Annotated in this window: 19 protein-coding genes and 1 tRNA gene; 15 read left to right on the top strand and 5 right to left on the bottom strand. The window is 66.6% G+C overall.

Annotated features, from left to right (window positions below):
- Window positions 1-168 precede the first annotated feature (168 nt).
- The 3 genes from ACJ8FR_RS12315 to ACJ8FR_RS12305 are packed head-to-tail and all read left to right on the top strand — an operon-like array spanning window position 169 to window position 2,912.
- Window positions 169-891 carry an AAA family ATPase gene (locus tag ACJ8FR_RS12315; RefSeq protein WP_407828929.1) on the top strand — a complete coding sequence of 241 codons (723 nt, stop codon included), beginning with the start codon at window positions 169-171 and terminating at the stop codon, window positions 889-891.
- 6 nt (window positions 892-897) lie between these two features.
- The gene (locus tag ACJ8FR_RS12310; protein ID WP_407828928.1) at window positions 898-1,569 is read left to right on the top strand and encodes a hypothetical protein; all 672 of its coding nucleotides are present in this window, start codon (window positions 898-900) and stop codon (window positions 1,567-1,569) included.
- 5 nt (window positions 1,570-1,574) lie between these two features.
- On the top strand, window positions 1,575-2,912 hold the full coding sequence (locus tag ACJ8FR_RS12305; RefSeq protein WP_407828927.1) for a tetratricopeptide repeat protein: 1,338 nt from the start codon (window positions 1,575-1,577) through the stop codon (window positions 2,910-2,912).
- On the opposite strand, the gene ACJ8FR_RS12300 is transcribed toward ACJ8FR_RS12305, so the two are convergent.
- From ACJ8FR_RS12300 to ACJ8FR_RS12280, 5 genes are all read right to left on the bottom strand, one after another.
- Window positions 2,909-3,802 carry an aspartate carbamoyltransferase catalytic subunit gene (locus tag ACJ8FR_RS12300; RefSeq protein WP_407828926.1) on the bottom strand — a complete coding sequence of 298 codons (894 nt, stop codon included), beginning with the start codon at window positions 3,800-3,802 and terminating at the stop codon, window positions 2,909-2,911. The two genes, ACJ8FR_RS12305 and ACJ8FR_RS12300, sit on opposite strands and share 4 nt — an antisense overlap.
- A gap of 11 nt (window positions 3,803-3,813) precedes the next feature.
- A complete protein-coding gene (ruvX, locus tag ACJ8FR_RS12295) occupies window positions 3,814-4,287 on the bottom strand; it encodes a Holliday junction resolvase RuvX (RefSeq protein WP_407829117.1) in 474 nt (157 codons plus the stop codon).
- The gene (locus ACJ8FR_RS12290) at window positions 4,284-5,390 is read right to left on the bottom strand and encodes a DUF3089 domain-containing protein (protein WP_407828925.1); all 1,107 of its coding nucleotides are present in this window, start codon (window positions 5,388-5,390) and stop codon (window positions 4,284-4,286) included. Before ACJ8FR_RS12290 ends, ruvX begins: the two co-directional genes overlap by 4 nt.
- An 84-nt stretch (window positions 5,391-5,474) precedes the next feature.
- Window positions 5,475-6,197, bottom strand: a complete 723-nt coding sequence (locus ACJ8FR_RS12285; protein ID WP_407828924.1) for a Crp/Fnr family transcriptional regulator — start codon at window positions 6,195-6,197, stop codon at window positions 5,475-5,477.
- 174 nt (window positions 6,198-6,371) lie between these two features.
- Window positions 6,372-6,611, bottom strand: coding sequence for a DUF6894 family protein (locus ACJ8FR_RS12280; protein WP_407828923.1), 240 nt, complete (start codon window positions 6,609-6,611; stop codon window positions 6,372-6,374).
- Window positions 6,612-6,777: 166 nt separating this feature from the next.
- Here ACJ8FR_RS12280 and gatC point away from each other — a divergent pair, with 166 nt between their 5' ends.
- The 12 genes from gatC (at window position 6,778) to ACJ8FR_RS12220 (ending at window position 22,175) form a co-directional block, all read left to right on the top strand.
- The gene (gatC, locus tag ACJ8FR_RS12275; protein WP_407828922.1) at window positions 6,778-7,065 is read left to right on the top strand and encodes an Asp-tRNA(Asn)/Glu-tRNA(Gln) amidotransferase subunit GatC; all 288 of its coding nucleotides are present in this window, start codon (window positions 6,778-6,780) and stop codon (window positions 7,063-7,065) included.
- A 127-nt stretch (window positions 7,066-7,192) separates the two neighbouring features.
- A complete protein-coding gene (gene gatA / locus ACJ8FR_RS12270; RefSeq protein WP_407828921.1) occupies window positions 7,193-8,668 on the top strand; it encodes an Asp-tRNA(Asn)/Glu-tRNA(Gln) amidotransferase subunit GatA in 1,476 nt (491 codons plus the stop codon).
- A 2-nt stretch (window positions 8,669-8,670) separates the two neighbouring features.
- Complete coding sequence (gatB, locus tag ACJ8FR_RS12265; protein ID WP_407828920.1) at window positions 8,671-10,152, top strand: Asp-tRNA(Asn)/Glu-tRNA(Gln) amidotransferase subunit GatB; 1,482 nt, start codon at window positions 8,671-8,673, stop codon at window positions 10,150-10,152.
- A 107-nt stretch (window positions 10,153-10,259) separates the two neighbouring features.
- Window positions 10,260-11,882, top strand: a complete 1,623-nt coding sequence (locus tag ACJ8FR_RS12260; RefSeq protein ID WP_407828919.1) for an alkaline phosphatase family protein — start codon at window positions 10,260-10,262, stop codon at window positions 11,880-11,882.
- 102 nt (window positions 11,883-11,984) lie between these two features.
- Entirely contained in the window at window positions 11,985-12,761 is a 777-nt protein-coding gene (locus tag ACJ8FR_RS12255) for a hypothetical protein (RefSeq protein ID WP_407828918.1), read from the top strand.
- Window positions 12,761-13,984 (top strand): M48 family metallopeptidase, encoded by a 1,224-nt coding sequence (locus ACJ8FR_RS12250; RefSeq protein ID WP_407828917.1) that lies wholly within the window; start codon window positions 12,761-12,763, stop codon window positions 13,982-13,984. The genes ACJ8FR_RS12255 and ACJ8FR_RS12250 overlap by 1 nt, the downstream gene beginning before the upstream one ends.
- Before the next feature lie 11 nt (window positions 13,985-13,995).
- Window positions 13,996-14,625: a hypothetical protein gene (locus tag ACJ8FR_RS12245; RefSeq protein ID WP_407828916.1), complete on the top strand. Its 630-nt coding sequence runs from the start codon at window positions 13,996-13,998 to the stop codon at window positions 14,623-14,625.
- 718 nt (window positions 14,626-15,343) lie between these two features.
- A tRNA-Leu gene (locus ACJ8FR_RS12240) sits at window positions 15,344-15,426 on the top strand.
- A 44-nt stretch (window positions 15,427-15,470) separates the two neighbouring features.
- A complete protein-coding gene (tig, locus tag ACJ8FR_RS12235) occupies window positions 15,471-17,084 on the top strand; it encodes a trigger factor (protein WP_407829116.1) in 1,614 nt (537 codons plus the stop codon).
- A complete protein-coding gene (locus ACJ8FR_RS12230; RefSeq protein ID WP_407828915.1) occupies window positions 17,081-18,013 on the top strand; it encodes a cupin domain-containing protein in 933 nt (310 codons plus the stop codon). The genes tig and ACJ8FR_RS12230 overlap by 4 nt, the downstream gene beginning before the upstream one ends.
- Entirely contained in the window at window positions 18,013-18,984 is a 972-nt protein-coding gene (locus tag ACJ8FR_RS12225; protein WP_407828914.1) for a glycosyltransferase family 2 protein, read from the top strand. The genes ACJ8FR_RS12230 and ACJ8FR_RS12225 overlap by 1 nt, the downstream gene beginning before the upstream one ends.
- 146 nt (window positions 18,985-19,130) lie before the next feature.
- Window positions 19,131-22,175 (top strand): TonB-dependent receptor domain-containing protein, encoded by a 3,045-nt coding sequence (locus ACJ8FR_RS12220; protein WP_407828913.1) that lies wholly within the window; start codon window positions 19,131-19,133, stop codon window positions 22,173-22,175.
- The last annotated feature ends 12 nt before the right edge of the window (window positions 22,176-22,187 follow it).

The raw sequence follows: 22,187 nt of genomic DNA, 5'->3' as shown, positions 1-22,187 counted from the left end.
CAGTGCAGCAACTAAGTGTTTGGGAGTCATGCCTTAACCCACCCTGTGTCTTCCTTAGCCCAGAGCGGGCCAAGCGCAAACAACGTCGTATCGCCGTTAACCAGATTTTAGAGGCTCCAGTGCCACTCCCACAGCTGAACTGACGTCAATTCACGCGAGGGGAAGTACATGCGCGTCCTGGCAATGGCATCGCAGAAGGGCGGATCGGGCAAGACGACCCTGTCCGGCCATCTCGCGGTGCAGGCGCATCTCTCGGGGGCGGGCCCGGTGGTCCTGATCGACATCGACCCGCAGGGCAGCCTCGCCGACTGGTGGAACGAACGCGAGGCCGATATGCCCGCCTTCGCTCAAACCACGGTTGCGCGGCTTGCATCCGACCTCGAAGTGCTTCGTCAGCAGGGTTTCCGCCTTGCGGTCATCGATACGCCGCCGGCGATCACGATGGCGATCCAGAGCGTTATCGCGGTTGGCGAGCTGATCGTCATCCCGACCCGGCCGAGCCCGCACGACCTTCGCGCCGTTGGCGCCACGGTCGATCTGTGCGACCGCGCCGGCAAGCCTTTGATCTTCGTCGTCAACGCGGCGACGCCCAAGGCCAAGATCACCTACGAAGCCGCGGTCGCGCTGTCGCAGCACGGCACCGTCGCTCCAGTCACGCTCCATCACCGCACCGATTACGCGGCCTCGATGATCGATGGCCGCACCGTCATGGAAATCGATCCGAACGGCCGCTCGGCCAAGGAAGTGACCGAGCTGTGGGAATATATTTCCGACCGCCTCGAAAAGAATTTCCGCCGCACGGTGTTCGCGGCTCCGGGAGCTTCGCCCGGCGCGCCCGCCGCTGCGCCTCGGCCGGTCGGCGGCTTCGGTCGCCGCGTCGTCGGTCAGTAAGGGGGCATGCAGGTGCCCACCGAAGCCAAGCCTATCGCTTCTCTCTCTTCCGGTCTCCTTGCCCGCAAGGGCGCCGCCCGTCCGGCCATGCGTCCGCAGGGCTTTGCCCAGGGTGCGCCTGGTCTCGAGGACCTTGGCTGGAACGACATGGGGTTCGAGCCTCCCAAGGCCGCCGATGCGCCGCGCGATGCGACCCACGATGCCTTCGGCGACGATGTCGTCGAGCATCCGCGCGCGCATCCGACGGGCCTGACACCGGTCCATTCTCCGGTCCACGACCAGCAGGCCGAGATCGAGGAACGCTTCGCGGCTGCAGATGCCACTGCCGACGAGGAGGTGGACGACTCCGCCGAAGTTGACGAGCCCGAGCCCGAAGAGGCGTCGGCGCCCGAGCACGAAGAGGCGGCGGCGCCGGAACCGGCCGTGTTCGCGCCGGTCCGCAAAGTTACCGCTCTGGTTCCGCAGCGCCGCGCTCCGCGCGCGCGTTCGGCGCCGGGGACCAAAGCCAAGGCGGCGTTCACGCTCCGTCTCGATCCCAACCGTCATCTCAAGCTGAGGCTCGCGTGCGCTGTGGACGGGCGCTCCGCGCAACAGCTTGTGACCGACGCGCTCGACCATTTGCTCGAGCGCATGCCCGATCTCGACGGGCTGGCCGAAAAGGCAAAATCTAGGGGGTAAGACCAATGAACCAGCAGTTCCGCACCAGTTCCGCTGCGACGATCGCGGTTCTCGCATCACTGCTCGCCGGATGCGCGGCGCCTCAATCCACGAGTGGCGGGGCGACCAGCTTCGGGGGCAAGGTCGGCGATCTCGGTCTTGCCACCCGCGCGCTCGCCGCGCTCAACGCGAACAATGTGCCGCAGGCGATCGCGCTGGCCGAGCAGGCGGTGGCTAAGGCGCCGACCGACGCCGGTTTCCGCGCGCTGCTTGGCAATGCCTACTTCGCCGGCGGCCGCTTCCGCTCGGCGGAGGCGGCCTACAAGGACTCGCTCACGCTTTATCCGAACCAGGCTCAGGCCGTGCTCAAGCTCGCGCTGGTCCAGATCGCGCTCGGCAAGAAGGACCAGGCGGTCGCGTCGCTGAACGACGCGCGGCCGGCACTCGGCGATTCGAATTACGGGCTGGCGCTGGCGCTTGCCGGTCATACCGCCGACGCGATCCGCGCGCTCGAGCCCGCGGCGCGCGGGGCGAACGCCGATCCGACCGTTCGTCAGAACCTCGCTTTGGCCTATGCCTTCGCCGGCAATTGGGACAATGCGCGGGCGATTGCCGCGCAGGACGTCCCGGCCGGTCAGCTCGACGGGCGAATCCATGACTGGATGCAGCTCGTCAGTCCAAAGTCCGCCTCCGCGCAGGTCGCGGCGCTGGTCGGGGTGACCCCGGCTGCGGTCGACGAGGGCCAGCCGGTCAGGCTCGCGCTCGCCCGGTCCGATACGCAGCTTGCCCAGGCACCGGCCGTTTCGGTTCCGCGGCCCGCGGCTCCGGCCTCGAAGCCCCAGACAATCGCAGCGGCCGCGCCGGTCGTTATCGCAGCTGCGCCGATCGCCGCTTCGGCTCCGGTCGTTATCGCCGTTGCTCCGGCTCCGCCGCCGTCGCGTTCGGCCCTCGCTGCGCTGGCCGCTACGGCCGCTACGGCCGTCTCCGAAGCCAAAGCGGTGTTTGCGTCGGTTCTGCCGCATAGCCCGGCTCCCGTCGCGAAGCCGGTCAAGCCGCGCGTCATTGCCGCCGCGGTCCGCCGCGGCAACTCGCCCGCGGTGGTCCAGCTCGGCGCCTACGGTTCGCCCCGCCGCGTGCTCGCGGCGTGGAACGGCACCGCGGCCAAATATGGCGCGCTCAAGGCCTATCTGCCGATGAGCGCCAGGTTCGCGAGCCCCAAGGGCATCTTCTACCGCCTGTCGGTCCGCGGCTTTGGCAGCGACGCCGAAGCGCGGAACCTGTGCATGTCGTTGCATCGCAAGGGCGCAAGCTGCTTCGTCCGCAACGTAGCGGGCGACCAGCCGGTCCAGTACGCGTCGCGCTAGGGCGCGTCGCCGCTGAGCACGAGTTCCAGGCAGGCCATCCGCACGGCCACGCCCATTTCGACCTGAAGCGCGATCAGCGAGCGCTCGGGGTCGTCGGCGACCGCAGGCTCGATCTCGACCCCGCGGTTCATCGGGCCGGGGTGCATGACGACCGCTTGAGGTGACGCACTCGCGAGGCGTGCGCTCGTAAGGCCGTAGCGGGCGAGATATTCGCCGGGGGCATCCCCGAGATCGTCCTCGAGCCGCTCGCGCTGGACGCGCAGCATCATCACCACGTCGGCGCCGGCGATCGCCTCATCCACCGATAGCCGCGGAAGGCCGTCGGGCAGCAGCTCGGGCGGGCCGGCGAGGCGGACCTCGGCACCGAGCCGCGGCAGCAGCTTGGCGTTCGAGCGCGCGACCCGGCTATGGCGGATGTCGCCGCAGATCGCGACCTTGAGCCCCTCGATGCGGCCGAGCCGATGGCGGATGGTCGCGGCGTCGAGCAGCGCCTGGGTGGGGTGCTCGTTGGTGCCGTCGCCGGCGTTGAGCACGGGTGCGTCCATGATCAGCGCAACCGCGGCCGGGGCGCCATTTTCGCGGTGGCGGATGACCAGCGCGTCGGGCCGCATCGCGTTCAAGGTCCGCGCCGTATCCTCGAGCGTCTCGCCCTTCTGGACCGAGCTGCGTTCGACCGACAAGGTGATCGCCGAGGCGCCGAGCCGGTGCGCGGCGGTCGCGAACGACATCGCTGTGCGGGTCGAGTTCTCGTAGAACAGGTTGAAGACGATCCTGCCCTGGAGCCGCTCGGTCGAGCGGCGCCCGCGGTTGCCGGCGAAGAACAGGCCGGCGCGGTCGAGGATCGCGGCGATCTCACCGTCGCTCAGCGCATCGATCGAGAGAATGTCCACGATCGCCCCGCTTATTGCGAACCTGCGAGGTTGGCCAGCGCGTCGATCGCGCCCTGGAGGATGTGCGCGGCGGCGAGCGCATCGACCTTCGCGGCGCGCTTGGCGCGGCTGACGTCGGCGTCGATCATCGCCCGCTCGACCGCCTGCGTCGACCAGCGCTCGTCCCACAGCAGCAGCGGCAGGTCGAGCGGCGCGAGGTTGCGCGCGAAGGCGCGGACCGACTGGGTGCGCGGGCTTTCGCTCCCGTCCATGTTCAGGGGCAGGCCGACGACCAGCCCCACGACATGCTCGCGCCCGGCGAAGGCGCGGAGCTGTTCGAGGTCCCTGGTGAACTTGGTCCTGCGGATGGTGTCGGACGGCCCGGCGAAATGCCACCCGGCGTCGCAGATGGCGAGGCCGATCGTCTTCGTGCCGACGTCCAGCCCGGCGAGCTTGCCGCCGTCGGCAAGCGCGGCGGCGAACTCCTCCGTCTGGGTCATGATCAGCGATGCCATGCCGCAAGCCTCCGCCCGGCGTCGCCCCGGATCGCGCCCCAGAAGAGCGCATAATCATAGACGTGGTAATTGTTGCCCGGCAGCACAAACGTACCGAGCTGCGGCGGCAGGTCGTCGAGGATCAGCAGGCCCTTGTCGCAGTGCGCGCCCACGGCACCCGGCTGGAGGCTCGCGTCGCGCATGTCGGCGGTCGGGATCAGCGTGCCGGGATTGTCTTGCGGCGGTGCCGCGCCGTTCTGTGTGCCGGTGATCGGATTGACGCACAAAGTGTCCTTCTGCCGCCGCTCGCCGCCGGTGAACCCGCGAGTCTTCTCCCATTGGTCGAAGATGAAATTCGGATTGGGCGGGTCGCCGAAGGTCATCCACGAAAGGATGCAGCCGGTTTCGCTCGGCGCCGCGCAGGCGGGCAGCCCGAGCGCGGCGAGGTCGGCCGTCGTGCTGATCGGCCAGCCGACGACATAGGCCGCGACGATTCGTTTCGCGATCGGCTTGCCCGCGACCTTCTCGCGCACCAGGCGCTCGAGGTGGAGAGCGCCCTGGCTGTGGCCGGCGAGGATGATGGGGCGGTCTCCGGCTTGCTTGACGAACCGGTCGAACGCGTCAGCGACATCGCCGTAGGCGAGATCGAGCGCCTTTTGCGCATCGTCGCTCTTGAGCAGGAAGGCGCCATAGGCCGCCTGGCGGTAGCGCGGCGCCCAGATCTCGCCCACGCCGTTGAACGCGCTTGCCTGGCTCTGGACGAACAGCTGCGTGCGGAACTCGGTCTCGCCGCCGGCATCCAGCGGCGCGTTCCAGCGGTCGGTCTCGAGATAGGTGGTCGGGTGGATGAAGAAGACCGCGGCATTGCCTGGGCCATCGGCGGCGACCCCTGCCGGACGCCACTCGGCCGGGTTGCCAGGGAGGCCGCGCCGGGCGAGCCAGCTGGAATCAAGCGCATAATCGGGTCCGCTGCCCGCCGGGGCTGCGGCGAAATGGCCCTTGGGCACCGCCTGCTCGACCAGCACTCGCCCGCCCCACTGATAGACGGCGAAGGCGCCGGCGACGACGAGAAGCGTCATCACGACGACGATCATCAGGAAGCGGCGGGCGCACATTGAGCGCGCGGTTAGGGGAGGGCCGCAAGCCGGGCAAGCGGCACAACGGCCGTTGCGGCGGCCGAGAGGTCTGCGTGCGGAGCCTTAATGAACGAGCGCCGGCTCGGCCTCGTGCAGATGCAGATAGCTGCTGTCGAAATCGCCCGCCTCGGCGAGCTTGCGCCAGTCGCCGATGACGATCCGGCGAGGATTGCTGCGTTCGATGAGACCGGCCGCACCCAGGCTCATGAGGGTGCGGTTGACGTGCACGGCGGTGAGACCCGTCGCGTCGGCGAGTTGCTCCTGCGTCATCGGCAACTCGTAATTGGTCTGCTCGCCCAGTCCCGCGACCTTCAGCCGCAAGGCAAATTCGCAAAGCAGATGCGCAATGCGTGTCTGGGCATCGCGCCGGCCGACGTTGGCGACCCATTCCCGGAAAATGGAGGCATCGACCAGCGTGTCGATCCACATTGCACGGCCGACGGCTGGGCGCTCGAATGCGATGCGCGCGATCTCGTCGCGCGGGATCGCCGCCACCCTGCCCGAAGTCAGCATCTGCACGCTGTGGTCGGCCCGTCCCAGCAGCGAGTTCTGCAGATCGACCAGCTCGCCTCTCATGTGGATGGCGACGATCTGGCGATGGCCCTCGGCAACGATCTTGCTCCGGATGGCGAAGCCGGACAGCAGCACACACGATTGGGTGGCGCAGTCGCCCTCGCGGACCACATAGTGGTTCTGGGCAAATGTTTTCACCGTGAAAGGAAGCGCGAGCACAGCCGCGCGATCCGCACGATCGAGCTTGTGCCAATAATCGAGCTTGCGGAGCATGGGCTCCAGCGTGGAGGAGCCCGGCGGCCCCGTATTTTGATCCGGCATTATCGTCTCCCGCTTATCTGGGCGGGAGCGCGGAACATCTCTCAGTCGCCGGGAACCCACATAGAGACGGGGCGATATCCGGCTATAACACAGATTGGGCCGACCGTCCGCATTGCAGGCCGGTGCTCAATCCTCGACCGTGATGACATCGCCGAAGATCACCGAATCCAGCACGCGCCCGTCCTCGTCCTCGATATCGACGCGGTGGTGGAGCACGATGCGTCCTTCGGTCTTGGTCATTTCGCCGATCATTCCACGAGCTTGCTCAATGGCTTGCGCGCGCGCCGCGTGGATATCGGGCAACTCGACACCCTCCAGGTCCGGCACGTCAATGTCGTTGATCAGGTGGAAATAGAACCTCGGCACAGGCCCACAGCGTTCGCAATCCCGGCTCGTTCCCAACTCTAATCTGTATCAGGTGCGTAATGTCTGCTTTTCCACGGAACATACATTTCCGCTTCACGGGGCGAGGGATCAACGCCGCATGCTGATTGCTTGCCGCTCGGGAACCCCGCCGCTATCCGCCGCTCCCATGTCCGTCAGTTCCGAACAGGTCCGCCATATCGCCAAGCTCGCACGGATCGCGATGAGCGAGGAAGAGCTCGAGCGGCTCGTGCCCGAACTCAACGCGATCATTGGCTGGGTCGAGCAGCTGGACGAGGTCAATACCGACGGCGTCGAGCCGCTGACCGCCGTGATCGAACAGAAACTGAGGCTGCGCGACGATGTGGTCGATGACGGGAACATTCGCGACGCGGTGCTCGCGAATGCACCGGCAGCGCAGCACGGCTTTTTCGCCGTGCCCAAGGTGATCGAGTGAAGACGGTTCAAAAGATCCTCCCCGGGACGGGGAGGTGGCAGGCCCGCGAAGCGGGACTGACGGAGGGGGCCCCCTCCACCACGCCGCTGCGCGTCGCGGTCCCCCTCCCCGTTCCGGGGAGGAGCTTGTGAGCGAACTCACCGCGAAAACCATCGCCGAGCTGCGCGACGGGTTCCGGTCGGGCGCGTTCAGCGCGCGCGAGATTGCGGAAGCGTACAACGCCGCGGTTTCGGCAGCGCGGACGCTCAATGCTTTCACCGTCGAGACCCCGGACGACGCGCTTGCGGCGGCCGAGGCGGCCGACCAGCGCCGTGGGAACGGCGAGCTGCCCTCGCTCGTCGGCATCCCGCTCGGCATCAAGGATCTGTTCGCCACCAAAAACGTCGATACGACCGCGGGAAGCAACATCCTCAAAGGGTTCAGGCCACCCTACGACAGCCATGTCACCGCAAACCTGCGCAAGGCGGGGGCGGGGATGCTCGGCAAGCTCAATATGGACGAGTTCGCGATGGGCTCGTCGAACGAGACCAGCGCTTACGGGCCAGTGATCAGCCCGTGGCGGCGCAAGGGCAGCAATGTCGGGCTGACGCCCGGCGGCTCGTCGGGCGGGTCGGCCGCGGCGGTGTCCGCGGGCATCGCGCCCGGCGCGACCGGGACCGACACCGGCGGGTCGATCCGCCAGCCCGCCGCATTCGCGGGCATTTGCGGGATCAAGCCGACCTATGGACGTTGCTCGCGCTGGGGGATCGTCGCCTTTGCAAGCTCGCTCGACCAGGCCGGGCCGATGGCGCGGACGGTCCGCGACTGCGCGATCCTGCTCGAAGCGATGGCCGGGTTCGACCCGAGGGATTCGACCTCGCTCGACCTCCCGGTGCCGCGGTGGGAAGCGAATTTGTCCAGCGATCTCAGCGGTAAGCGCGTCGGTATTCCCAGGGAATATCGGATCGACGGAGTGCCGGCCGAGATCGGCGCTTTATGGGACCAGGGGATCGAATGGCTCAAGGATGCGGGCGCGACGCCGGTCGAGATCAGCCTGCCGCACACAAAATACGCGCTCCCGACCTATTACATCATCGCCCCGGCCGAGGCCTCGTCCAACCTCGCGCGCTACGATGGCGTCCGCTACGGGCTGCGCGTGGAGGGCGTGAAGACGCTCGACGATATGTATTCGGCGACGCGCGAGGCGGGCTTCGGGGCCGAGGTCAAGCGCCGGATCATGATCGGCACCTATGTGCTGTCGGCCGGATTCTACGACGCTTACTTCAACAAGGCGCAGAAGGTGCGGGCGCTGATCAAGGAGGATTTCCGCAAGGCGTTCGAGCAGTGCGACGTGATCCTGACCCCGACCGCGCCGTCGGCGGCGTTTGGCCTGGGCGAGAAGATGAGCGATCCGCTTGCGATGTACCTCAACGACGTCTTCGCGGTTCCGGCGAGCCTTGCGGGCCTTCCGGCGATGAGCGTCCCCGGCGGGCTCGACGCGCAGGGCCTGCCGCTTGGGCTCCACCTCATCGGCAACGAGCTCGACGAGCAGATCGTCCTCAACGCTGGCCTTGCCATCGAGGAACGCGCCGGCTTCACCGCGCGGCCAGAGAAGTGGTGGTAATCATGGCTGACACTGCAACACCTTTCCGCATCAAAGGCGATACCGGCGAGTGGGAGGTCGTGGTCGGTCTCGAAGTCCACGCACAGATCACCGCGACCGCCTCCAAGCTGTTCTCCGGCGCGGCGACGGCGTTCGGCGCGGAGCCGAACACGCAGGTCAGCCTGGTCGACGCGGCGATGCCGGGGATGCTTCCGGTCCCCAACCGCGAGTGCATCCGCCAGGCGGTGCGCACCGGCATGGCGCTCGATGCGAAGATCAATGTCTGGAGCCGCTTCGACCGGAAGAATTATTTCTACGCGGACCTGCCGCAGGGCTATCAGATCAGCCAGCTCTATCATCCGTTGGTCGGCGAGGGTGAGGTCGAGGTGCTGCTCGACGAGAAGGACGACGCCAGCGCCAAGCGCATCGGCATCGAGCGCATCCATGTCGAGCAGGACGCTGGCAAGCTGATGCACGACCAGCACCCGACCATGAGCTACGTCGACCTCAACCGCTCGGGCGTCGCGCTGATGGAGATCGTCTCGCGGCCGGACATGCGTTCGCCCGCCGAAGCAGGGGCTTATTTGCGGAAGCTCAGATCCATTCTCCGCTACGTCGGCTCGTGCGACGGCAATATGGAAGAGGGCTCGATGCGCGCCGACGTCAACGTCAGCGTGCGCAAAGTCGGCGACGACCTCGGCACCCGGACCGAGACCAAGAACGTCAACAGCGTCCGCTTCGTCATGGCGGTGGTCGAGCATGAGGCGAAGCGCCAGGTCGAGCTGATCGAAAGCGGCGGAACGGTCGCCCAGGAGACGCGGCTGTTCGATCCCGACAAGGGCATGACGCGGTCGCTTCGGTCGAAGGAGGATGCGCACGACTACCGTTATTTCCCCGACCCGGACCTGCTTCCGCTGGAGCTCGATGACGCGTTCCTCGAGGAATGCCGCAAGTCGATTCCCGAACTGCCCGACGCCAAGCGCAAGCGCTACGAGCTGATGGGGATTTCGCCCTATAATGCGAGCGTGCTGACCGCCGAGGTCGAGACCGCCGGCTGGTTCGACGCGCTTGTCGACAACGACGTCGACCCGAAACAGGCCGCCAACTGGACGGTCGCCGAATTGTTCGGCGCGCTCAATCGTCTCGGCAAGACGATGGCCGAGAGTCCGGTATCGCCAGCCCACGCGGCCGAGCTTTTGAAGCTCGTCGCGGACGGCACGATTTCGGGCACCATCGCCAAGCAGGTGTTCGAGATCATGCTCGAAACCGGCGAACCGCCTTCAAGGATCGTCGACGAACGCGGCCTCAGGCAGACCAGCGACACCGGTGCGATCGACGCCGAGATCGACAAGGTGCTTGCAGCCAACGCCGACAAGGTCGCGGAGTACAAGGGCGGCAAGCAGGCGCTGTTCGGCTTCTTCGTCGGTCAGACGATGAAGGCGATGGCCGGCAAGGCCAATCCGCAGCTGGTCAACGAGCGGCTCCGGGCGAAATTGGGCTCATGACCGTCATCCCGGACTTGATCCGGGATCCGCCTTTTCACTTTCCTCTGTAACAAAGAGAAGGCAGACCCCGGATCGAAGTCCGGCGTGACGATGGAGCTGATCGCGATATGCAATTGAAGTTCTTGGCTGCTTTGGCGGCACTGTTCGCGACCCAATCCGCAGCGCAGGCGCCGACGCCGCCCAAGCTCCTCGTGGTGATCGCGGTCGACCAGTTCTCCGCCAATTTGTTCGACGAATACCGGCCGCAGTTTACCGGAGGGCTCGCTCGCCTGGCGACCGGCAACGTGTTCCGCAACGGCTATCAAAGCCACGCGATGACCGAGACTTGCCCCGGCCATTCGACACTGCTGACCGGCGACCATCCGGCGCGCACCGGGATCATCAACAATTTCTGGGTCGACCAGTCGATCGGCCGGTCCGACAAGAGCGTCTATTGCGCCGAGGACGAGACCCAGCCCGGCACCAGCTCGATCGCCTACAAGGTCTCGCCCAGGCATTTGCTGGTGCCGACGCTGGGCGAGCTGATGAAGGCGCGCTGGCCCGGCAGCCGCAGCGTCGCGGTCGCCGGCAAGGACCGCGCCGCGGTGATGATGACCGGCCAGCGCCCCGACCAGCGCTGGTACTGGAACGGCAAGACCTTCGACACGGATCTTGGCGGAGTCGCGGTCCCGCGGACCGTGCCCAAGTTCCAGTCGGCGCTTGCCGCGGCGCTAGCCCAGCCCCGGCCGCCCCTGGAGGCGCCGCCATATTGCCAGGCCAAGGCACGCGTGGTTCCGCTCGAGGGAGGCGGCAAGCCGGTCGGCTCCGGCCAGCTGGCGCGCGCCGCCGGCGACCTGAACGCCTTCCGCGCGTCGCCGGAACTGGATGGCGACACGCTGGCATTGGCTGCCGGGCTGGTCGACGAAATGCAGCTCGGCCGCCGCGCCGACCCCGATCTTCTCGCCATCAGCCTGTCGGCGACCGACTATGTCGGGCACGCCTACGGCACCGAGGGCGAGGAGATGTGCCTTCAACTGCTCGAGCTCGACCGCGAGGTCGGCGATTTCCTCAAGCTGCTCGACAGCCGCGGGTTCAATTATGCGGTCGTGCTCACGGCCGATCACGGCGGAAAGGACATTCCGGAACGCGAGCGGCTTGCCGGCGTCACATCGGCTGCTCGGGTCGACCCGGCGCTGGGCGCGGCGGCCATGGGCAAGAAGCTGGTCACCCAGCTCGGCCTTCCCGGCCGCCCCGGCCTGCTCGGCGACAGCAACTTCGGCGACATGTACGTCGATCGCGGCCTCAAAGCCGGCGATCGGGCACGGCTGCTCAGCGCTGCGGTCGCCGCCTATCGCGCGCACCCGCAGGTCGAAGCGGTGTTCACCGCGGCCCAGCTTGCGCGCACCCCGGTTCCCACCGCGCCGCCCGAGACATGGAGCCTGATCCAGCGCGTGCGGGCGAGCTATTATGCCGGCCGCTCGGGCGATTTCCTCGTCGTTCTCAAGAAAGACGTGACGCCGATCGCGGATACGACGCGCTTTATCGCGACCCATGGCTCCCTGTGGGACTATGACCGGCGGGTTCCGATCCTGTTCTGGCGGCCGGGAACGGCCAGCTCGACGATCGAGCGTTCGGCCGATACCGTCGACATCATGCCGACGATCGCCTCGATGATCGGCTTGCCGGTCGCTCCGGGCTCGATTGACGGGCACTGCCTGCCCGAGCCGGCGGGCGCTGCGTGTCAGCGCTAAGCACCTAAAAAGACAGACTTTTCTTTCATCAGCGATTCAGGCATGATCGTCCACTAAGATGGTGGGAAAGGGCGCTCGCGCGCCCTTTGAGAGAGGGTCGGGATGCGGAAATCGAGTCTCGCCGCGGCGGTCGCCGCAAGCGCCGCGCTCAGCGCCTGCGTGCAGACGCGGCAGTTCTCCGACGTGCAGTTCACGCCGCCCAGCGGCGATTACAAATTGCTGGTGCTTCGGCCCGACGTGACCGTGGGGTCGCTGACGACCGGCGGGATGGTTCAGCCGCGCGCCGACTGGACCGAGCAGGCGCGCACCTACATCGTCCAGGCGCTCCGCGCGCAGCAGGCGACCCGCGGCGGCAACGTCACGCTCATCGAGCACCGCAACCAGCTTCCAGGCGTCGGCGAGCAGGAGCTGGCCGATGTCGAGCGGCTGAACTCCGCGGTCGACCAGGCGATCGTCCAGCACAAATATCTCGGCGATTATTTGCCGACCAAGCGCGGCAAGGGCCTCGACTGGACGCTCGGTGCGGACGCGGTGAAGCTCGGCCAGAAAACCGGCTATGATTATGCTTTGTTTCTCCACGCCGAGGACGAGGTGGCGTCCGGTGGCCGCGTGGCGCTCGGACTGCTCGGCCTCGCCGGCTGCTTCATCGGATTTTGCGCACCCAACGTCGGCGGTCAGCAGCAGCTCGATTATGCGTCGCTGGTCGACCTCAAGACCGGCGAAGTCGTGTGGTTCAACGTCGTCTCGGCCGGCAGCGAGCTGCCGGGAATCAAGTTCGGCGACCTCCGCACTCCGCAGGGCGCGGCGCAGATGGTCGATCGGCTGCTCGGGCGGATGAAGCCCGGCCGCGCGGTCCAGCGCCAGGCGGAGCGCCGCTGATGTGCGCCCGCTGCCTTGAAGTCACGCGCCGCTCGCTGCTGGCCGGCGGAGGCGCCGCCGCCGCCGCTCTGCATGCCGGCGTCGCGACGGCACGCATTCGGCCGCAGGACATGGTCCCGCTGGTCGGGCCCGGCTATCACCCGGCCGAGCGCGACGAGATCGGCCTGTGGAAGGAGATGGAGCGCGTCGAGGAGGAGGTCGCGGGCTCCAACCTGCTGATCACCGACCCCAGGATCACTGGATATCTGCAGAACCTCATCGGCACCGTCGGCGGGCCGGCGGCGAAGGACTTCCGCATCTATCTGGCGCGGATCCCCGAGTTCAACGCGATGATGTTCCCGACCGGTTTCGCGGTCGTCTTCTCCGGGCTGTTGCTGAGGATGCGCGACGAGGCGCAGCTCGCGGGCGTGATCGCGCACGAGGCCGGCCACTTCCTGCGCCGGCACATGATCCGTTCGTGGCGCGACCAGAAGCGCAAGACCGACCTTTTCTCGATCGGCGCGATGCTCGCCGGAATCGGCGGCGCGGGCGCCGGCGTCTATCTCGGCGACTACGTCCAGCTGGCCGAGCTCGGCACCATCCTGTCGCTGTTCCGCTACAGCCGCGAGATGGAGGCGGAGGCGGACGCCATCGGCATCCGCAACCTCGCCGCGGCGGGTTACGAACCGATGGCCATGTCGACCATCTGGCAGCAGCTGATCGGCGAGGAGGAAGCGAGCGCGCGCTATCGCGGCAAGCACCGGCACAAGGGCGGGCTGTTCGACACCCACCCGTCGGAGGGGTCGCGCCTGGTCGACCTCAAGGCCGACGCGCTCGAGCTGACCGTGCCGGGCAAGGTCTATGACCGGCATCGCGACCGCTATCTGGCGACGATCGGCCCGATCCGCCCGATGTTGCTCGACGACCAGGTCAAGCTCAACGACCCCGGCGCGAGCCAGTATCTGATCGAGACGCTGGCGCAGGACGGCTGGGACGGGCTGCTGCGGTTCAACGAGGGCGAGGTCTGGCGCCTGCGCAACCGGCCGGGCGACGCGACGCGCGCCGCGCAGAGCTATGCCGCCGCGGTCGCCTATCCCGACGCGCCGGCCGACGCGTGGCGGTGGCACGGCATATCGCTGATGAAACAGGGCCGCGGAGCGGAGGCCAAGGCGGCCTTCGCGCGCTACCTGACGATGAAGCCCGACGCGCCCGACGCCGCCTGGGTGCGGCAGATGGCTGGGTGAGGAGAGGGCAATTGAAATCGGCTTCGAAACTGACGCTCGCCGCCATGAGTCTGGCGCTTGCCGCCTGCTCGTCCGTCGGCGGCGGCGAATATGGGTTCAGCGATTATTCGGCGGTTCCGGTGCGCCGCGTATCGGTTGGCGACAAAACCATGGTCGTGTCCGCCCCGCGCCCGTGGAACCGCCACCGGCCGATCCTGTTCGAGGATATCCGCCAGGTCGAGGACTGGACGCTCAACGGCCCGCTGCTCGACGGGATCAGCTTCGTCACCGGCCTCAAGAACGGCAAGTCGCTGATCCGCCAGCGCCGCTCGGCGAGCCAGCAGGTGCCGATGTTCCGCTCCGACATGACTCCGCCCGAGGTCGCGGCGATGATCGAGAGCCTGTACCGCGTTCGCGGCGGCTCGGTCGATTTCCGCACGCTGTCGCTGCAGCCGCGGCCGTTCCTCGGCGCCAATGGGTTCCAGCTCGACTATGAGCATCTCGACGACGACGAGCTGTGGCGCCGCGGCCGCGCGGTCGGCGCGGTGATCGACGGGAGGCTCTATCTCATCCTGATCGACGCCGCGCGGTCGCATTATTGGGACGCGGCGCTGCCCGATTTCGAGGCGCTGGTCGCGTCGGCCCGGCTGCAGCGCGTCTAACCGATCCGTTGGACAATGTCCGCAATGGGTGGAAAGCTGACATTGTGAGGCAACTAGTCTCCCCAGCCTTTTTTGCGCGCCTCGCGCTTAGTGCGAGCGACGTAAGCATACCAGCGAAGCACCAGTACGCTGAGTGCAATTAGGTAGAATCCAGCGAGACAAGTGAGATTCCATATCAGCGAAAGCGGCGGACGACTTCCCGTCATGGCGGCAATAAAGAGCACGAAGCCTAACAAGGCCGTCAGAACTGCTGCGTCGCCGTACGAATTGCGAACCGCAAATCGGAGGAGCGACCAGCTTGTCTGCGGTTCGTAGGCCACGACAGACGGTGTCACGAATGCCTAATGTCTGCAACGGGTTGAAAGCTGCCACTGCCACTGCGCTAATGGCAGGAATGGGTCGAAAGCAGACATTCGAGGTGGTTCAGCGCGGGCGTCGCTTCATCCGACCGGCGAGATTGGCGTGGTCGGCTGAGTTCCCGGCGAAGGCGGCGAGGGGACATCGATGTTCGGGTTTTCTCCCGGCTCCTCCGGCGGAGCGTGGGTGGGTTGGCCCGGCTGCGTGGGCTGTGCCGGCGGCGGTACTGGGCGCTCGGGAGGGTTCTGCTGCATCGCTGGTTCTCCTGTAGGAGTCCAACGATCGCGGTCCGCGGCGGGTTGCCGTGGGTTGCCCACGGGGCCATGCCTGTTATAGGCCCGCATCCTTTCAAGCGTCCGGCGCGGGCGTGGCGAAATTGGTAGACGCGCTTGGTTTAGGTCCAAGTGGGAGACCGTGGGGGTTCGAGTCCCTCCGCCCGCACCAACCAGCACGAACGCCAGAATCATCAGGACCTTAGGAACGTGACCATCAAAACCGTCGAGACCGAGAACGAGGGCCTGAAGCGCGCCTTCATGCTGACCATCCCCGCCGAGGACATCGAGGCGCGGGTCGACCAGGAAGTGAAGCGCATCGCGCCGCAGATCCGCATGCCGGGGTTCCGGCCGGGCAAGGTGCCGGCCAATCTCATCCGCAAGATGCATGGCGAGAGCCTGCGCGGCGACGCGCTCCAGGGCGCGGTCCAGGACGGGGTCCAGCAGCTTCTCACCGAGCAGAAGATTCGACCCGCGTTGCAGCCGCAGGTCGAGCTCGACGACGGCTACCAGCCGGGCAAGGACGCCGAGGTTCGAGTCAGCCTCGAGGCGCTGCCGGACATGGCGGCGCCGTCGATCGAGGGGCTCAAGCTCGAGCGGCTGACGGTCGAGCCCGACGAAGCCGCGGTCGACGAGCAGGTTCGCCAGCTCGCGAGCCAGAACAAAAGCTGGGACGACGCACCCAGGAAACATGCGGCCGCGCCGGGCGACCTCGTCGTCATGGATTTCGCCGGCACGGTCGACGGCACGCCCTTCGAAGGTGGCAAGGGCGACGATATGTCGGTCGAGCTTGGCTCGGGGCGGTTGATCCCGGGGTTCGAGGACCAGCTCATCGGCGTCAAGGCCGGCGACAAGCCGGAGGTCAATGTCACCTTCCCCGACGATTATCCGGTCGACAATCTGAAGGGCAAGGAAGCGACCTTCGCAGTCACCGTCAAGTCGGTGAAGACGGCTGCCGATACCAAGGTCGACGACGCATTCGCCAAGACGCTCGGCCTCAATGACCTCGAGCATCTGAAGGGCCTGATCCGCGGCCAGTTGGAGCAGGAGCTCAACGGGCTGACCCGTACCCATATGAAGCGGCAGCTGCTCGACCAGCTCGCCGCCCGCCACGATTTCGCGGTTCCGCCGTCGATGGTCGAGGCGGAATTTCAAAACATTGTCGCGCAACTGAAGCACGAGGCGAGCCACGAGGAGGATCCCGCGGCGGCGCTCAAAGAAATCGACGCCGAAGCCGGCGATTACCGGCATATCGCCGAACGCCGCGTGCGGCTGGGGCTGCTGCTGTCGGAGATCGGCGGCGCCAATGGGGTCGAGATCAGCGAGCAGGAAATGCGTAACCTGGTCGTTCAGGCGGCCTCGCAATATCAGGGCGAGGAGCAGAAGCGCTTCCTCGATCTCGTCCAGCGCGAACCGATGTTCGCCGCGCAGCTCCGCGCCCCGCTGTACGAGGACAAGGTCGTCGACTTCCTGTTCGCGCACGCCGAAATCAGCGACCGCACGGGAACTCGGGCGCAGCTCGAGGCGGACCTTGAGTCCGAGGAGGGCCATGTGCACGGGCCGGGCTGCGGCCACGACCATGCGCCCGCGCCCAAGGCGAAGAAGTCGGCCGCCAAGGGCAAGGCTGGAACCAAGAGCAAGGATGCGCCCGTCCCCGAGGAACCGGCCAAGGGTCCGGTCGAAAAAGCGTCGGCCAAGCCCAAGCCCGCCAAGCCGCTGAAGGATGAGCCGGGCCGCAAGGCGCCGCAGCCGAAGGCCGCAGCCAAACCGGCACCGGCCAAGGCCCCCGCGAGGAAGGCGCCAGCGAAGAAGCCGGCCAGGAAGGCTTGAACGAGCGCGAGATCGTCTGCGAGGACCTGAGCCTCGCGATCGACGATCTGCGGCGCGAGGGCTTCCGCATCGACGTCATCTATCCGGCCGACGATCCGGCGACCGCCGTGCTGAGCAAGGACGGCGAGGCGGTGCGCGTGTCCCTGCCCGCCGCGCCGCCAATGCCCGAGACCCTGCCCCCGTTCGTGCCCGAGTTCGTCGTGACCCGCGCCGGCGCGGCGGCCGGGCAGGGCCGCGCGGGTATGCTTTACCGCGACCTGATCCCTGGGCGGCTCGGTGGGCGCACGATCGCCTCGCATATCACGATCCAGCAGGCCGGGCCGGTCGCCGACTGGGTCCATTACCACCGCGTGCTGGTGCAGCTGATCTACGTCCGGCGCGGCTGGGTGCGCGTCGTCTATGAGGATCAGGGCGAGCCCTTCGTCATGGAGCCGGGAGACCTGGTGCTCCAGCCCCCGCTCATCCGCCATCGCGTGCTGGAAAGCTCCGCCGGCCTCGAAGTCGTCGAGATCAGCGCCCCGGCGCTGCACGAGACCTTCGCCGACCATGAGCTCGAATTGCCGAACGCCGAGCAGCCGCAGCGGATGTTCGGCGCGCAGCGCTTCCTCCGGCACGTCGCCGCTGAGACCGCCTGGACGCCGTTCAACGGCGGGGAAGCGCAGGAAACGATCATCGCACAAGCGACCGGACAGCTCGCGGAAGCCCGGACTATCCGGCCGGCTGGCGCTTCTGAAATGAGCTTCGAGGCCCATGACGGCGAACTAGTGTTCGGTTTCGTGCTCGAGGGCCGAGCCGCGCTCGATCATCACCAGCTCGGTCCCGCCGACGCGTTCGTCATCCCGCCCGATCATCAGTGGAGGCTCACCGGCATGACCAGCGACTTCCGGCTGCTCCATGTCACCACCGCATGTCTCGACGCCGCGGCTTGATGCCTTCTATAGCTGGCGCGTCAGTCCCGGGGGTCCAGTTGAACAAAGTCCAGTCGCCCACAGTCGCGGTGCTGCTGCCGTGCTACAACGAGGAAGCGGCGATCGCGGCGACGATCGCCGGCTTCCGCGCCGCGCTGCCGGGCTCGACCATCTACGTCTATGACAACAACAGCAGCGATCGCACGCGCGAAGTCGCCGCAAAGGCCGGCGCAATTGTCCGCAGCGAGCGCCAGCAGGGCAAGGGCCATGTTGTGCGGCGGATGTTCGCGGACGTCGACGCCGACGTTTACGTCATGGCGGACGGCGACCTCACCTACGATCCGAAGTCGGCCCCGGCGATGGTCGATTTGTTGCTGGCCGAGCAGCTCGACATGGTGGTCGGCACGCGGCGGCATGAGGAGAAGGACGCGTACCGGCGCGGCCATGCGATGGGCAACCAGCTGTTCACGGGCCTTCTCGCGGGCCTCTTCGGCCGCAGCTTCAGCGACATTTTCTCCGGTTACCGGGTGTTCTCGCGCCGGTTCGTGAAGAGCTTCCCGGTGCTGAGCTCGGGGTTCGAGATTGAGACCGAGATCAGCGTCCACGCGCTCGAATTGCGGATGCCGGTCGGCGAAGTTGAGACCGCCTACGCCGCACGGCCCGAAGGCTCGCAGTCGAAGCTGTCGACCTGGTCGGACGGCTGGCGGATCTTGAAGACGATCGTCACCTTGTACCGGATCGAGCGGCCGGTGCTCTTTTACGGCGGGATCGGCGCAATCTTGCTGGCGCTGGCCGTCGTGCTCGCGGTTCCATTGGTCGCGACTTACCTGCAGACCGGGCTGGTGCCGCGCTTTCCGACGGCGATCCTCGTCACCGGGATCATCATCGTCGCCGTGCTGTGCTTCTTCAGCGGGCTCATCCTCGACACCGTGACCCGCGGCCGGCGCGAGGTCAGGCGCCTCTATTATCTTTCGTTAGCGGCTCCGCAGTAACTGTCGTTGTTTTGCATCAGCAGCTGACAATTGTGTCGCATGCGTGACAGTTTCCGTTCCCCCGATTCCTCATCTCGGTTAGGAATCCCCCATTACTGACTAGGGTTTTCCACATCCTGGATCGGCGTCGACACAAGGGGGATTGCATGAAACGGTCTGAGATTCTTCGCGCCGGTGTGGCGCTTTCCGCAGTAGCGACTGCAACGGGTGCGGTCGCGGCGCAGCCGGTCGTCCCATCCCAGACGACGCCGGTCACTGCGGTTAGCAGCCAGGAAATCGTCATCACCGGATCGCGCATCCGCCGCGACCCGCTCAGCCAGAACGCCCCGGTGGTGTTCGTCGACAAGGCTGCGATCGACAAGACGGGCCTGTCGGCGGTGGCCGACGTGCTTCAACGCGTCCCGAGCGCTGCCGGCGGCCTCAACACCAAGGTCAACGCCAGCGGCAACCTCGGCAACCCGCCGGACGGCGGCGGCGTCGGCGCGGGCTCGGCGACGATCGACCTTCGCTATCTCGGCTCGAACCGTACCCTGGTGCTGGTCGACGGCCTGCGCTTCGTCAACGGCACCAGCGCCAGCGGCATTCCCGGCTCGGTCGACCTCAACACGATTCCGATCAACATGATCGAACGGATCGAAGTGCTCCAGGCGGGCGCCTCGCCGCTCTACGGCTCGGACGCCATCGCCGGCGTCGTCAACGTCATCACCGTGCAGCAGCAGAGGGGCCTGCGCGCCTCGGCGCAATACGGTCAGTTCCGTCAAGGCGACGGCAAGACCCAGGATTACCAGGCGAGCTACGGAATCCAGGCGAACCGGACCAGCATCGTGTTCGGCGCCAACTACGCCAAGCAGGAGCCGGTGTTCTCGCGCGACCGCTCGATCTCGCAATTCCCGAATCCCGGACAGACGACCTGCAACATTGGGGGAGGCGGCTGCAGCAGCGCTTCGGCCGGCGGTCGTTTCGAAACACGGACGGATGCGGGGCCGATCGCCGGCACGCCGTTCGGCAATTTCACGCCGACGAACCCGCCAGACAGCACTCCGACTCTGGCAGAGCTGCGGACTTTCACCAACGCCGATAAGTTCAACTTCGCGCCCTACCAGTACATCCTGACGCCGTCGAAGCGCTACGGCGTCTGGGTCAGCACCAAGAGCGCGCTGAGCGATTCGGTGAACTTGCGCATCAAGGCGCTCTACGGTCACCGCGAATCCGAGAACAAGGCGGCGTTCGAGCCGCTCTTCATCGGCCCCGATGCCGGCAACGGCGCTGGCAGCCTGTTCGATACGCTGTCGATCGACGTCACCAATCCGTTCAACCCATTCGGCGTGACGCTGCAATCGGGAAAAAATCCCAATGGCACCTCGAACGGTCTGACCCCCAACTATGTGTTCATTGCCCGCCGCCTGATCGAAGCCGGCCAGCGCGACTTCCACCAGCATGTCGACACCTATTCCGCGACCGGAACCCTCGACGGCTCGTTTCATGCCGGCGAGCGCCAATGGTATTGGGACGTCAACACGACGTTGGGAATCAACCAGGCGCGCCAGGCCTTCACCGGCAACGTCCGCGCCGACCGGGTTGCTCAGGCAATTGGTCCGGTGGCCAATTGCACCGCGCCCTGCGTGCCGCTGAACCTGTTCGGCGGCGCCGGGTCGATCACCCAGCCGATGCTCGACTGGATTCAGTTCACCGAGCACGACAAGAGCGACCAGCATCTTTGGGACAACAGCGTCAACCTCAGCGGTGACCTGTTCGACCTGCCGGCCGGCCCGCTCGCGGTCGCGATCGGCTATGAGCATCGCTACCAGAGCGCGAGCTTCACGCCGGACCCGATCGTCTCGGCCGGCCTCGGCGCCGACATTCCCGCCTTGCCGGCACGCGGCCATTACAACGTCAACGAAGTCTATGGTGAGGTCAGAATCCCGATCGCCAAGGAAATTCCGGGCATCTATTCGCTCGAGGCCAACGGCGCTGCTCGCTACTCGCATTATTCAACCAGCGGCGGGTCCACGACCTACACCATCAACGGTCTGTGGAAGCCGGTCCACGATCTGCTCTTCCGCGCCGCTTACTCGACCGGGTTCCGGGCTCCGACGCTGGGTGAGTTGTTCGGTGCCCGGTCGCGCTACGACCTTCCGGTTGCTGACCCCTGCTCGAACCAGGCCGGCAACCCGTGGCAGACCAGCGCCACCGCCAGGGCCAACTGCATCTTCAACGGCGTCCCCGCGAGCGGCAGCTATGCGGAGGATCCGGGCCAGCTGCCGGTGATCACCCAGGGCAACCGCAACTTGAGGCCGGAGACTTCGAAGAGCCTCAATCTCGGCGCCGTCTACTCCACCGCATTCGGCGGCCACGCGTTCAGCGTCGAGGGCGACTATCACGACATCAAGATCAAGAACGCAATCGCCGGGCTCGATCCCGGCCTGACACTCCAGAACTGCGCGTTGGTGAGGGTCAATTGCAATCTCGTGATCCGCACCCCCAACGGCTTCGTCAATGAGATTGACGGGACGCTGCAGAACCTGGCCAGCATCCACACCCGCTCGATCGACGCGAACCTGACCTACCGCACGCCTCTGACCGGCATCGGCCGGTTCGGCCTGACGGCGAACGGCTCGTGGCTGCTCAAATATGTCGTCACCCAAACCAACGGTGGGCTCGGCGTGTTCGTGATCAACCGCAGGGGGACGGAGCGCGGCAGCCCCGACCAAGCCTATCCGAGGTTCAAAGGCAATGCGACACTCGATTGGACTCTGGGCGGGTTCAATGCCTCGGTCACCGGCCGCTATATCGCCAAGGTGACGGAATTCAGCCTGACGCCCCTCTTCGGTTCCGGTGCGCTGAGCAACGTCCTCGGCAGCCGCTTCTACGTCGATGCTCAGCTCAACTGGACTCCGCCGATCATGGACCACCAGATCACGCTGACCGTCGGCGGGAACAACCTCACCGACAAGGATCCGCCGGGCTGCTTCACCTGCAGCATCAACAATTACGACCCGACGACCTACGATGTGCCCGGCCAATTCTATTACGGACGCATCTCCTACAAGATGGGTCCCAGGCACGAGGCGCCGCCGGCCTATGTGCCGCTACCGCCACCGCCGCCGCCGGCGGTCGAGCCACTGCCGGCACCGCCACCACCGCCACCGCCCCCGGCACCTCCGGCGCAGCGGGGCGAGCGCGGCAATTAAGGCAGCGCCAGA

Origin of the sequence: Sphingomonas sp. (assembly GCF_045810705.1) — a bacterium.
In the GTDB taxonomy this organism is placed as follows: Bacteria; Pseudomonadota; Alphaproteobacteria; order Sphingomonadales; family Sphingomonadaceae; genus Sphingomicrobium.
Note: the sequence above shows the minus strand (reverse complement) of the source record. Positions and strands in the feature narration are given on the sequence as shown.